Source organism: Pseudomonas sp. P9_35 (genome assembly GCF_034008205.1).
Taxonomy (GTDB): Bacteria; Pseudomonadota; Gammaproteobacteria; order Pseudomonadales; family Pseudomonadaceae; genus Aquipseudomonas; species Aquipseudomonas kilonensis.
Genome location: NZ_CP125373.1, coordinates 725,842 through 738,941 on the forward strand (window position 1 = coordinate 725,842; position 13,100 = coordinate 738,941).

The window sequence follows — 13,100 nt, forward strand, 5'->3', positions numbered from 1 at the left end:
AGAGAGTCCGTAACTCACGGATAGTCATAGGGAATTGGTAGTGCTACGACTCTTCAATAAAAAAGCCCATGCGCTTCTGGGGATCGACATCAGTTCGACGTCGGTGAAGCTGCTGGAGTTGAGCCGCCAGGGTGATCGATACCGCGTCGAGTCCTACGCGGTCGAACCGTTGCCAGCCAACGCCGTGGTCGAGAAGAACATCGCCGAGCTCGAAGGGGTGGGGCAGGCGTTGTCGCGCCTGTTGGCCAAGGCCAGGACGCCCTTGCGTAGCGTGGCAGTGGCCGTGGCGGGTTCGGCGGTGATCACCAAGACCATCGAGATGGACGCCGGGCTGTCCGACGATGACATGGAAAACCAGCTCAAGATCGAGGCCGATCAATACATCCCCTATCCCCTGGATGAGGTGGCCATTGATTTCGAAGTGATAGGTGTTTCGCCACGCAGTGCCGAGCGCGTCGAAGTGCTGCTGGCGGCGTGCCGCAAGGAAAACGTCGAGGTCCGCGAGGCCGCGTTGGCGCTCGCCGGGCTGACGGCCCGGGTGGTCGATGTGGAGGCTTATGCGCTGGAGCGTGCTTTCGGCCTGCTCGCCACCCAACTGGCTGCCTCCCAGGAACGGCTGACTGTGGCGGTTGTAGACATCGGCGCCACCATGACCACCCTCAGCGTGCTGCACAACGGGCGCATCATCTATACCCGCGAACAATTGTTCGGCGGTCGCCAACTGACCGAGGAAATTCAGCGCCGCTATGGTCTGACACCCGAGCAGGCCGGCCTGGCAAAGAAGCAGGGTGGCCTGCCGGACGATTATCTCAGTGAGGTGCTGCAACCTTTTCGCGAGGCCCTGGTACAGCAGGTCTCGCGGTCCTTGCAGTTCTTCTTCGCCTCGGGCCAGTACAGTGCGGTGGATCACATTCTGCTGGCCGGGGGCTCGGCTTCTGTCGCCGGCCTGGATCGGCTGATCGAGCAGCGCCTGGGCACGCCGACCCAGGTGGCCAACCCGTTTACCAACATGGCCCTGAGCAGCAAGGTCAATGCCGGCGCCCTGGCCGGTGATGCGCCGGCACTGATGATTGCCTGTGGGCTGGCCCTCAGGAGTTTCGACTGATGGCGCGGATCAACCTGCTTCCCTGGCGCGAAGAGCTGCGTGAAGAACGGCGTAAACGCTTTTTGCTGGCCTTGGTGGGGGCGCTGGTCGGTGCGGTTGGCATGGTCCTGGTCGCGGCCCGGTACTTCGACAGCGCCATCGACCATCAGGTCGCTCGCAATAGCCATCTCTCCGAGCAGATCGCCGTGCTGGACGAACGCATCAAGCAGATCAGCGAATTGAAGGCCCGTCGCCAGCAATTGTTGGAGCGCATGCGCATCATCCAGGACTTGCAAGGCAACCGGCCGGTCAGCGGGCGCATCTTCGACCAATTGGTGCGAACCCTGCCGGACGGGGTGTATTTCACTGAGGTGAAGATGGAAGACGGGACGCTCTCGATCAAGGGGGCCGCGGAATCGAACAACCGGGTCTCGGACCTGATGCGCAACCTGGACTCGTCGGACCTGTTCGACACGCCCAGCCTGACGGAGGTCAAGGCCACCACCGCTGGGCAGCTCGACCAGGCCAACGTCTTCCAGCTGACGGTTCGCCAGACTCGCCCGGCCGATGCGGAGGACGCCCAATGAAGCCTGGGGAGTGGCTCGACGCACTGCGCAAGATCGATCTCAGTGACCTGGACACCAACAACATCGGTTCCTGGCCCGCGCCGATCAAGTGGCTGGCGGGTGTCCTGCTGGTGGTCCTGGTGCTGGGGCTGGGCTATAACTTTGCCTTGAGTGACCTGGAGAACCAGTTGCAGCAGGTGCGCGAGGAAGAAAACACCCTCAAGGCGCAATTCGCGGGCAAGGCCCACATGGCCGCGAACCTGGAGCGCTACACCGAGCAGATGAAGCAGATGGAAACGTCTTTTGGTGTGCTGTTGCGGCAATTGCCCAGCGATACCGAAGTGCCGGGCCTGCTGGAGGACATTACTCGCACCGGCCTGGGCAGCGGCCTGGAGTTCGAGGAAATCAAGCTGCTACCGGAGGTCACCCAGCCGTTCTACATCGAGTTGCCGATCCAGATCACCGTGACCGGCGGCTACCACGACCTGGCGACGTTCGTCAGTGGGGTGGCGGGGCTGCCCCGGATTGTCACGCTGCATGATTTCGAGATCGCACCGATGGAGCCCGAGGCCGGCGCGAAGCTGCGAATGAGCATCCAGGCCAAGACCTACCGGTACAACGAGCAGGAGGCGCAACCATGAGGCCGGTGTGGCGCATCTGCCTGCTGGCAGGCCTGGTCGCGCTGGCGGGCTGCGGTAACGACAATGGTTTCAGCGACCTGGACGCCTACATGAACGAAGTGCGCCTGCGGCCACCCGGCAAGATCGAGCCGACGCCGACGTTCAGGCCCTACGAAACCTTTACCTACAGTGCCGCCAACCTGCGCAGCCCGTTTTCCCGGCAGGTCCGCGTGGACCAGGCTGAACGGCAGCGGGGCTCGCGCAATGTCCGGCCCGACCCGAACCGGGTCAAACAGTACCTGGAAGGCTTCAACATCGAGCAGTTTGAAATGGTCGGTACGATCTCCAACGCCAGTGGCTCCTTCGCGCTCCTGCGGGGCGCGGGCGGGGTGCATCGGCTCAAGGTCGGTGACTATCTGGGGCGCAACGACGGGCGGATCGTCAACATCAGTGCCACCCAGGTCGATGTGGTCGAAATCGTTCCCGATGGCGAGGGTGCCTGGCTGGAGCGACCACGGACCATTCCTTTGAAAGAGCATTCATAGTGGAACTCGAACAATGAACAGGTTTTTTTCAGCCCTCGGTATTTCGCTATGGATAGCGCTGTTGTCGCCGATGGTTCTCGGGGCAAGCCTGAAGACGTTGGATGTGGCGGCGTTGCCGGGGGACCGTGTCGAGTTGAAGCTCTCCTTCGACGGGCCGCCGCCGCCGCCCCGGGGCTACACCACCGAACAACCGGCGCGGATTGCGCTGGACCTGCCGGGCGTGACCAATCAACTTTCCAGCAAGCGCCGCGACCTGGGCGGGGGCAATGCACGCAGCGCCACGGTGGTCGAGGCTGGGGATCGTACTCGGTTGATCATCGGCCTTACCCAGCTGGCGCCGTATGACACCCGGATCGAAGGTAACAACCTGTTCGTGGTGGTTGGCAAGGGCGTCGCCCCGAAGACCGTCGCCCCGAAGAACTCCACCACCCAGCCCCCGCGCCCGGCGGTTGCCAGCGCTGCGCCTGCGAGGGCCAGTGCGCCGGCGGGCAAGGCGATCCGAGGAGTGGATTTCCAGCGCGGGACCCAGGGCGAAGGCAACGTCGTGATCGACCTGTCTGATCCGTCCATCGCCCCGGATATCCAGGAGCGCGAAGGCAAGATCATCCTCAATTTCGCCAGGACCCAGTTGCCTGAGCCGCTGCGCGTGCGCCTGGACGTCAAGGACTTCGCCACCCCGGTGCAATTCGTCAATGCCAGCGCCGGCAGCGACCGGGCGACCATCAGCATCGAACCCAGCGGGACCTTCGACTACTCGACCTACCAGACCGATAACAAGCTCACTGTCAGCGTCCGGCCCATGACCGTCGACGACCTGCAAAAACGCAACGCCGACCGCGCGGCCTACAGTGGCGAGAAGCTCTCGCTCAACTTCCAGGACATCGAGGTGCGTTCGGTCCTGCAGCTGATTGCCGATTTTACCAACCTGAACCTCGTGGCCAGCGACACGGTGCAGGGTGGCATCACCTTGCGGTTGCAGAATGTGCCCTGGGACCAGGCGCTCGACCTGGTGCTCAAGACCAAGGGGTTGGACAAGCGCAAGGTCGGCAATGTGCTGTTGGTGGCTCCGGCCGATGAAATTGCCGCGCGTGAACGCCAGGAGCTGGAGTCGCAGAAGCAGATTGCCGACCTGGCGCCGCTGCGGCGTGAGCTGTTGCAGGTCAACTATGCGAAGGCGGCGGACATCGCCAAGTTGTTCCAGTCGGTGACCAGTGCCGAGGCCAAAGCCGATGAGCGCGGCTCGATCACGGTCGATGAGCGAACCAACAACATCATTGCCTACCAGACCCAGGACCGCCTCGACGAACTGCGCCGGATCGTGGCGCAACTGGATATTCCGGTGCGCCAGGTGATGATCGAAGCGCGGATTGTCGAAGCCAACGTCGACTACGACAAAAGCCTGGGCGTGCGCTGGGGTGGTTCGGTACAGAACCAGGGCAACTGGAATTCCTCCGGGGTCACCAACGGCACTTCCACCACCATCGGCACCCCGGGCAGTACCGGCACCAACCAACCGTTCGTCGACATGGGCACCTCGGGCAACACCTCGGGCATCGGCATCGCGTTCATCACCGACAACGTATTGTTGGACCTTGAGCTGACGGCCATGGAGAAAACCGGCAACGGCGAAATCGTCTCCCAGCCCAAGGTGGTGACGTCCGACAAGGAGACGGCAAAGATCCTCAAGGGCACGGAAATTCCTTATCAGGAAGCCAGCTCCAGTGGCGCCACCTCGGTGTCGTTCAAGGAGGCTTCGCTGTCGCTGGAGGTGACCCCGCAGATCACCCCGGACAACCGGATCATCATGGAGGTCAAGGTCACCAAGGATGAGCCGGACTACCTGAACAAGGTGAATGATGTGCCGCCGATCAAGAAAAACGAAGTCAATGCCAAGGTCCTGGTCAATGACGGCGAGACCATTGTGATTGGTGGGGTTTTCTCAAATACTCAGAGCAAGGTTGTAGATAAGGTGCCATTTCTTGGCGATGTGCCGTATCTTGGCCGCCTTTTCCGGCGTGATGTGGTTTCGGAGAAAAAATCCGAGCTGCTGGTGTTCCTCACTCCGCGTATCATGAATAACCAGGCGATTGCTGTGAGTCGTTGATTCTGTGCGAAATTTGATTCTTGTTGGGCCGATGGGTGCTGGAAAAAGCACCATCGGCCGTTTGCTGGCCAAAGAGCTGCGCCTGCCGTTCAAAGATTCCGACAAGGAAATTGAATTGCGCACGGGCGCCAATATCCCATGGATTTTCGACAAGGAAGGCGAACCGGGCTTTCGTGACCGTGAGCAGGCGATGATCGCCGAGCTGTGCGCGTTCGATGGCGTGGTGCTCGCCACCGGTGGCGGCGCGGTGATGCGCGAAGCCAATCGTCGGGCGCTGCATGCTGGGGGACGAGTGGTCTATCTGCATGCTTCTGTCGAGCAGCAGGTGGGGCGCACTGCTCGGGATCGCAACCGCCCGCTGTTGCGCACCGCCGACCCGGCCAAGACCCTGCGCGACCTCCTGGCGCTGCGTGATCCGCTGTATCGGGAGATCGCCGACCTGGTGGTGGAAACCGACGAGCGGCCGCCGCGGATGGTGGTGCTGGACATTCTCGATCGCCTTCAGCAACTGCCTCCCCGTTAATGCGCTTGGCGAAATGCGCTATCCTCGACGTCCCGTCATGGCCCGCCTGGGGCGTGGCGGATGGCCATTAACTGGCGTCAGAACAAGCTCCGTGGACTTTCGTTAATTGCAGGCAGGACGCCTGATTCCATCTTCACTGTGGGGACACATGCAGACACTTAAGGTCGACCTGGGCGAGCGCAGCTACCCGATTCATATTGGCGAAGGCTTGCTGGACCAGCCCGAACTGCTGGCGCCGCATATCGCCGGGCGGCAAGTGGCGATCATTTCCAATGAAACCGTTGCGCCCCTGTATCTGGAACGCCTGACCCGCAGCCTGTCGGCCTTCTCGGTCATTTCCGTGGTATTGCCCGACGGCGAAGCCTTCAAGACCTGGGAAACCCTGCAACTTATTTTCGACGGCCTGCTGACTGCGCGCCACGATCGTCGCACCACGGTGGTTGCCTTGGGTGGCGGTGTGATCGGCGACATGGCCGGTTTTGCTGCCGCCTGCTATCAACGCGGCGTCGATTTCATCCAGATCCCCACCACGCTGCTGTCGCAGGTCGACTCGTCGGTGGGCGGCAAGACCGGGATCAACCATCCGCTGGGCAAGAACATGGTCGGCGCGTTCTATCAGCCCAACGTGGTGCTGATCGACACCGCCACCCTCAATACCTTGCCGGCCCGCGAACTGTCTGCGGGGCTGGCGGAAGTCATCAAGTACGGGCTGATCTGCGACGAGCCGTTCCTGGGCTGGCTCGAGGATAACGTCGACCGCCTGCGCGCACTCGATCAAGCAGCCCTGACCTACGCCATCGAACGCTCCTGTGCCGCCAAGGCTGCCGTGGTCGGTGCCGATGAGCGTGAGTCGGGGGTGCGCGCCACCCTCAATCTGGGTCACACCTTTGGCCATGCCATCGAAACCCACATGGGCTATGGTGTCTGGCTGCACGGTGAAGCGGTTGCGGCCGGTACGGTCATGGCCCTGGAGATGTCTGCGCGCCTGGCCTGGATCAGCGAACAGGAGCGTGATCGCGGTATTCGTCTGTTCCAGCGCGCCGGGCTGCCGGTGGTTCCGCCCGAGGAAATGAGCGAGGCGGATTTTCTTGAACACATGGCAATCGACAAAAAAGTGATCGACGGTCGTCTGCGTCTGGTGCTGCTGCGCCACATGGGCGAAGCGGTGGTGACCGACGATTATCCGAAAGAAGTTCTACAGGCCACGCTGGGAGCGGACTACCGCGCCCTGGCTCAGCTTAAAGGTTAATAAGATCCGATGACTAGTTTGCATGCCGACGAGGCTTTCCTCGGCCATTTCCAATTGAGTCATGACCCTTTCGCACCGCGGGTCCCGGGCTTCAAGTTCTTTCCTGCACAGCGCAAGCCGGTGCTGGGCCAGTTGCATCACCTGGCGCGCTACAGTCAATTGCTGCTGGTGGTCACCGGTCCCCAGGGCAGCGGCAAGACCTTGCTGCGCCAGGCGCTGGTGGCCAGCACCAACAAGCAGTCCGTGCAAAGCGTGGTGGTGTCGGCCCGTGGCGCCGGCGATGCAGCCGGTATATTGCGTCAGGTGGCCCAGGCGCTGAACGTCGCGCAGGCCGAAGTCGGTGCAATTCTCGATCAGATCGTGCAACTGGCGCTGACCGGGCAGGAAGTCTATCTGCTGGTGGACGATGCCGAGCAACTCGACGAGTCGGCCCTCGAGGCCCTGCTGGCCTTGGCGGCCGGGGCGCCGGAGGGTCGCCCTCATGTGTTCCTGTTCGGTGAGTCGTCGCTGATCGCTGATCTGGACCAATTGAACCTTGAGGAAGAGCGCTTCCACGTCATCGAGCTGGCGCCCTACACCGAGGAAGAAACGCGCGAATACCTGGCCCAGCGTCTTGAGGGTGCGGGCCGGGGTATCGAACTTTTCACCGCCGATCAGATCTCTGAGATTCACGAAAGCGCCGACGGTTGGCCTGGCAACATCAACCAGGTCGCCCGCGATGCTCTGATCGAAGTCATGATTGCCAGCCGCTCAGCGGTGAAGCGTCCAAGTATGGGGTTCAACATGCCGAAGAAACACGTATTGGCTATTTCCGCCGTCGTCGTGGTCGCGGTTGCCGCCGCCTGGCTGATGCCGGGTCGCACCAAGGCACCCACCACGGGTGCCCCTGCCAACGAACAGGCGCAACTGCCTCTCGGCCAAGGGACGCCGCAACCCAACGGTGGTGCGCCGGCAGTGGAATTCGCCGGCAACACCCAGCCGATGCCACTGCCGCTGGTCGGCCAGTCGCAACCGGTCATGCGCGGTCCTCTGGCTGAAGCGGCCGGTGGCATCACCGAAGGCGACGACGGCGCTGCGCCACCGGTCGATGACAGCAGCGACGTGCCGCCGACCGTGACCACCACCGCACCGCCTGTGGGCGTGCCGGCCGGTCCTGCCCCGACACCTGCCCCGGCTGCCAAGCCGACTCCGGCGCCGACCCAGCTGGCCACTGCCAAGCCTGCCCCGGTTCCAGCGCCTGCCACCAAGCCGGCGGCGCCAGCACCCGCAGCCAAGCCTGCTGCTGCCCCGGCCAAGGCCACGGGCGGTAGCTGGTACGCTGGCCAGGCACCGGGCAACTACGTAGTGCAGATCCTCGGCACCAGCTCCGAAGCCGCGGCACAGAGCTTCGTCAAGGAGCAGGGCGGCGAGTACCGCTATTTCAAGAAAGTCCTCAACGGCAAGCCGCTGTATGTCATCACCTACGGCAGCTTTGCCAACCGTGATGCAGCCGTTTCCGCCATCAAGGCCTTGCCAGCGAAGGTTCAGGCTGGTAAACCTTGGCCTCGCACTGTCGCCAGCGTCCAACAGGAACTGGCAGCAACTCGCTGAAGATTCGGCGGCCTTACCCAGGCCGCCTCTCCCGGCAACCTCAAAATTTCCGCAGGGGCGGGCGACCTTTCAGGCCGCGCGCCTTGTGGTGTCTGCGTCACAGTAGTGTTTGAGTCGTAGCGGTCGAACCCAAAAAAGTTTTGACTAGCACAGCATATAGCTTTAAACCTTTCATAAATGCGACATGGATTTGCGACAGTTCGTCGTCAAATTTGTGAGCCTCTGTGTCGGTGTGTACAATGACCTCCCTTTTGCCCCCGCAAAGCTGGCGTACGTTCGGCGCGGTATGCAACTGGTTGAATTGAAAAGAATTTGCCTCGATTAGAGGCAGCCTGGTGAGAAAGTGTCTATGAAAGCAGGTCTGTACCAACCAGATGAATTCAAGGATAACTGCGGTTTCGGCCTGATAGCTCATATGCAGGGCGAGCCCAGCCACACCCTTTTGCAAACGGCCATTGAGGCCCTGACCTGCATGACCCACCGTGGTGGGATCAACGCCGACGGCAAGACCGGCGACGGTTGTGGCTTGCTGATTCAAAAACCCGACGAGTTCCTGCGTGCCATAGCCCAGGAAACGTTTGGCGTGACCCTGCCCAAGCAGTACGCCGTGGGCATGGTGTTCTTCAATCAGGACCCGGTGAAGGCGCAAGCGGCTCGCGAGAACATGAATCGCGAGATCCTGGCCGCTGGCCTGCAACTGGTCGGCTGGCGCAAAGTGCCGATCGACACCAGTGTCCTCGGCCGCCTGGCGCTCGAGCGCCTGCCGCAGATCGAACAGGTGTTCATCGCTGGCGAAGGCCTGAGCGACCAGGACATGTCGATCAAGCTGTTCAGCTCCCGTCGTCGTTCGTCCGTGGCCAATGCCGCCGACACCGATCACTACATCTGCAGCTTTTCCCACAAGACCATTATCTACAAAGGCCTGATGATGCCGGCGGACCTCACCGCCTTCTATCCGGACCTGAGCGACGAGCGCCTGAAAACCGCGATCTGCGTGTTCCACCAGCGCTTCTCCACCAACACCCTGCCGAAATGGCCGCTGGCCCAGCCATTCCGCTTCCTCGCCCACAACGGCGAGATCAACACCATCACCGGCAACCGCAACTGGGCCGTGGCCCGTCGCACCAAGTTCGCCAACGACCTGATGCCCGACCTCGAAGAACTCGGCCCGCTGGTCAACCGCGTGGGCTCGGACTCCTCGAGCATGGACAACATGCTGGAACTGATGGTGACCGGTGGTATCGACCTGTTCCGTGGCGTGCGCATGCTCGTGCCGCCGGCGTGGCAGAACGTCGAGACCATGGACCCGGACCTGCGCGCCTTCTACGAATACAACTCCATGCACATGGAGCCGTGGGATGGCCCGGCCGGCATCGTCATGACCGACGGTCGCTACGCCGTATGCCTGCTGGACCGTAACGGCCTGCGTCCGGCGCGTTGGGTCACCACCACCAACGGGTTCATCACCCTGGCGTCGGAAATCGGCGTCTGGAACTATCAGCCTGAAGACGTCATCGCCAAGGGCCGCGTAGGCCCGGGCCAGATCTTTGCCGTGGACACCGAGACCGGCCAGATCCTCGACACCGACGCCATCGACAACCGCCTCAAGTCCCGTCATCCGTACAAGCAATGGCTGCGCAAGAATGCCCTGCGCATCCAGGCGACCATGGAAGACAACGACCACGGCTCGGCGTTCTACGACGTCGACCAGCTCAAGCAGTACATGAAGATGTACCAGGTGACGTTCGAAGAGCGTGACCAGGTGCTGCGTCCGCTGGGCGAGCAAGGCTACGAAGCGGTCGGCTCCATGGGTGACGACACGCCGATGGCCGTGCTATCGCAGCGCGTGCGCACGCCGTACGACTATTTCCGCCAGCAGTTCGCCCAGGTGACCAACCCACCGATCGACCCGCTGCGCGAAGCGATCGTGATGTCCCTGGAAATCTGCCTCGGTGCCGAGCGCAACATTTTCCAGGAGTCGCCGGAACACGCCTCGCGGGTGATCCTCAGCTCGCCGGTCATTTCCCCGGCCAAGTGGCGCTCGTTGACCAACCTCGATCGCCCGGGCTTTGCGCGCCAGGTCATCGACCTGAACTACGACGAAAGCGTCGGCCTGGAAGCGGCGATCCGCAACGTTGCCGATCAGGCTGAAGAAGCCGCGCGCGCCGGTCGTACCCAGATCGTGCTGAGCGACCGTCATATCGCGCCGGGCAAGCTGCCGATCCACGCCTCGCTGGCCACCGGCGCGGTGCACCATCGCCTGACCGAAAAAGGCCTGCGCTGCGACTCCAACATCCTGGTAGAGACCGCCACCGCCCGCGATCCGCATCACTTCGCGGTGCTGATCGGTTTCGGTGCCTCGGCGGTGTATCCGTTCCTGGCCTATGAAGTGCTGGGCGACCTCATCCGTACCGGTGAAGTGCTGGGCGACCTCTATGAGGTGTTCAAGAACTACCGCAAGGGCATCACCAAGGGCCTGCTCAAGATCCTGTCGAAGATGGGTATCTCGACCATCGCCTCGTACCGTGGCGCGCAACTGTTCGAGGCCATCGGCCTGTCCGAAGAAGTCTGCGAGCTGAGCTTCCGTGGCGTGCCGAGCCGCATCAAAGGTGCGCGTTTCGTCGACATCGAAGCCGAACAGAAAGCCCTGGCGGCCGAAGCCTGGAGCCCGCGCAAGCCGATCCAGCAGGGCGGTTTGCTGAAGTTCGTCCATGGTGGCGAATACCACGCCTACAACCCGGACGTGGTCAGCACCTTGCAAGCCGCCGTGCAGCAGGGCGACTACAGCAAGTTCAAGGAATACACCTCGTTGGTGGACAACCGTCCGGTGTCGATGATCCGCGACCTGCTCAAGGTCAAGACCCTCGACACGCCGCTGGACATCAGTGAAATAGAGCCGCTGGAATCGGTGCTCAAGCGCTTCGATTCGGCGGGTATTTCCCTGGGCGCCTTGTCCCCGGAAGCCCACGAAGCCCTGGCCGAAGCCATGAACCGCCTCGGTGCGCGTTCCAACTCCGGTGAAGGCGGCGAAGACCCGGCGCGCTACGGCACCATCAAGAGCTCGAAAATCAAGCAGGTGGCGACCGGCCGCTTCGGTGTGACGCCGGAATACCTGGTCAACGCTGAAGTGCTGCAGATCAAGGTTGCCCAGGGCGCCAAGCCCGGCGAAGGCGGCCAGCTGCCCGGCGGCAAAGTCAACGGCCTGATCGCCAAGCTGCGCTACGCGGTACCCGGCGTGACCCTGATCTCGCCGCCACCGCACCACGACATCTACTCGATCGAAGACTTGTCGCAACTGATCTTCGACCTCAAGCAGGTGAACCCGAAGGCGCTGGTCTCGGTGAAACTGGTGGCGGAAGCCGGCGTTGGCACCATCGCGGCGGGCGTGGCCAAGGCCTATGCCGATCTGATCACCATCTCCGGCTACGACGGCGGCACCGGCGCATCGCCGCTGACCTCGATCAAGTACGCGGGTGCGCCGTGGGAACTGGGCCTGGCCGAAACCCACCAGACCCTGCGCGGCAACGATTTGCGCGGCAAGGTCCGGGTGCAGACCGACGGTGGCCTGAAAACCGGCCTGGACGTGATCAAGGCTGCCATCCTCGGCGCCGAGAGCTTCGGCTTCGGTACCGCGCCGATGATCGCCCTGGGCTGCAAATACCTGCGCATCTGCCACTTGAACAACTGCGCCACCGGCGTGGCGACCCAGAACGACAAGCTGCGCAAGGACCACTACATCGGTACCGTCGACATGGTGGTGAATTTCTTCACCTACGTGGCCGAAGAGACCCGTGAGTGGCTGGCGAAGCTGGGCGTACGCTCGCTTGAAGAGCTGATCGGCCGTACCGATCTGCTGGAAGTGATCGAAGGCCAGACCGCCAAGCAGCATCACCTGGACCTGACCCCATTGCTGGGCAGCGATTACATTCCGGCAGACAAGCCACAGTTCTGCCAGGTCGAGCGCAACCCGCCATTCGACAAGGGTGAGCTGGCCGAGAAGATGGTCGACATGGCCGCTGCGGCGATCAACGACCTGAGCGGTGCCGAGTTCGACCTGGATATCTGCAACTGCGACCGTTCCATCGGCGCACGGATCTCCGGCGAAATCGCGCGCAAGCACGGCAACCAGGGCATGGCCAAGGCGCCGGTCACCTTCCGCTTCAAGGGCACCGCAGGCCAGAGCTTCGGCGTCTGGAACGCCGGCGGCCTGAACATGTACCTGGAAGGCGATGCCAACGACTACGTGGGCAAGGGCATGACCGGCGGCAAGCTGGTCATCGTTCCGCCCAAGGGCAGCGTCTACAAGACCCAGGACAGTGCCATTATCGGCAACACCTGCCTCTACGGCGCCACGGGCGGCAAGCTGTTCGCCGCCGGCACCGCGGGCGAGCGTTTTGCCGTGCGTAACTCCGGGGCCCACACTGTGGTGGAAGGCACCGGCGATCACTGCTGTGAGTACATGACCGGTGGTTTTGTCTGCGTGCTGGGCAAGACCGGTTATAACTTCGGCTCAGGCATGACCGGCGGTTTCGCCTACGTGCTCGACCAGGACAACACCTTCGTTGACCGGGTCAACCACGAACTGGTGGAAATCCAGCGGATCAGCGGCGAGGCGATGGAAGCCTATCGCAGCCACCTGCAAAACGTGCTGAACGAGTACGTCGCGGAAACCGACAGCGAGTGGGGTCGTGAACTCGCCGAGAACCTCGATGACTACTTGCGCCGTTTCTGGCTGGTCAAGCCCAAGGCTGCCAACCTGAAATCGTTGCTTTCCAGCACTCGTGCCAACCCGCAGTGATATGCGCCTGAAGAGTTTGAT

9 protein-coding genes are annotated in these 13,100 nt (G+C 62.4%); all 9 read left to right on the plus strand.

The genetic code is table 11. The annotated features are described in order from the left end of the window. Window positions 1-40 precede the first annotated feature (40 nt). The 9 genes from QMK47_RS03180 to gltB all read left to right on the plus strand — a co-directional run bounded on the left by QMK47_RS03180 (window position 41) and on the right by gltB (window position 13,079). A complete protein-coding gene (locus QMK47_RS03180) occupies window positions 41-1,105 on the plus strand; it encodes a pilus assembly protein PilM (RefSeq protein ID WP_214510899.1) in 1,065 nt (354 codons plus the stop codon). Beyond that, the gene (locus QMK47_RS03185; RefSeq protein ID WP_258690225.1) at window positions 1,105-1,671 is read left to right on the plus strand and encodes a PilN domain-containing protein; all 567 of its coding nucleotides are present in this window, start codon (window positions 1,105-1,107) and stop codon (window positions 1,669-1,671) included. Before QMK47_RS03180 ends, QMK47_RS03185 begins: the two co-directional genes overlap by 1 nt. Further along, window positions 1,668-2,291 (plus strand): type 4a pilus biogenesis protein PilO, encoded by a 624-nt coding sequence (pilO, locus tag QMK47_RS03190; RefSeq protein WP_214510897.1) that lies wholly within the window; start codon window positions 1,668-1,670, stop codon window positions 2,289-2,291. The genes QMK47_RS03185 and pilO overlap by 4 nt, the downstream gene beginning before the upstream one ends. After that, window positions 2,288-2,815, plus strand: a complete 528-nt coding sequence (locus QMK47_RS03195; RefSeq protein ID WP_253471097.1) for a pilus assembly protein PilP — start codon at window positions 2,288-2,290, stop codon at window positions 2,813-2,815. Before pilO ends, QMK47_RS03195 begins: the two co-directional genes overlap by 4 nt. 13 nt (window positions 2,816-2,828) lie before the next feature. Beyond that, complete coding sequence (gene pilQ / locus QMK47_RS03200; RefSeq protein ID WP_253471099.1) at window positions 2,829-4,919, plus strand: type IV pilus secretin PilQ; 2,091 nt, start codon at window positions 2,829-2,831, stop codon at window positions 4,917-4,919. 4 nt (window positions 4,920-4,923) lie between these two features. Then, the gene (gene aroK, locus QMK47_RS03205; RefSeq protein WP_024616288.1) at window positions 4,924-5,442 is read left to right on the plus strand and encodes a shikimate kinase AroK; all 519 of its coding nucleotides are present in this window, start codon (window positions 4,924-4,926) and stop codon (window positions 5,440-5,442) included. 148 nt (window positions 5,443-5,590) lie between these two features. Then, window positions 5,591-6,691, plus strand: coding sequence for a 3-dehydroquinate synthase (gene aroB / locus QMK47_RS03210; protein WP_320389794.1), 1,101 nt, complete (start codon window positions 5,591-5,593; stop codon window positions 6,689-6,691). A 9-nt stretch (window positions 6,692-6,700) separates the two neighbouring features. Then, window positions 6,701-8,281, plus strand: a complete 1,581-nt coding sequence (locus tag QMK47_RS03215; RefSeq protein WP_253471102.1) for an AAA family ATPase — start codon at window positions 6,701-6,703, stop codon at window positions 8,279-8,281. 349 nt (window positions 8,282-8,630) lie between these two features. Continuing rightward, window positions 8,631-13,079 carry a glutamate synthase large subunit gene (gene gltB, locus QMK47_RS03220; protein ID WP_253471104.1) on the plus strand — a complete coding sequence of 1,483 codons (4,449 nt, stop codon included), beginning with the start codon at window positions 8,631-8,633 and terminating at the stop codon, window positions 13,077-13,079. The last annotated feature ends 21 nt before the right edge of the window (window positions 13,080-13,100 follow it).

Coding starts and splice junctions, on each gene's coding strand:
- QMK47_RS03215 (WP_253471102.1), top strand. CDS start 6,701: ATGACTAGTTTGCATGCCGACGAGGCTTTCCTCGGCCATTTCCAATTG.
- aroB (WP_320389794.1), top strand. CDS start 5,591: ATGCAGACACTTAAGGTCGACCTGGGCGAGCGCAGCTACCCGATTCAT.
- QMK47_RS03195 (WP_253471097.1), top strand. CDS start 2,288: ATGAGGCCGGTGTGGCGCATCTGCCTGCTGGCAGGCCTGGTCGCGCTG.
- pilO (WP_214510897.1), top strand. CDS start 1,668: ATGAAGCCTGGGGAGTGGCTCGACGCACTGCGCAAGATCGATCTCAGT.
- QMK47_RS03185 (WP_258690225.1), top strand. CDS start 1,105: ATGGCGCGGATCAACCTGCTTCCCTGGCGCGAAGAGCTGCGTGAAGAA.
- pilQ (WP_253471099.1), top strand. CDS start 2,829: ATGAACAGGTTTTTTTCAGCCCTCGGTATTTCGCTATGGATAGCGCTG.
- gltB (WP_253471104.1), top strand. CDS start 8,631: ATGAAAGCAGGTCTGTACCAACCAGATGAATTCAAGGATAACTGCGGT.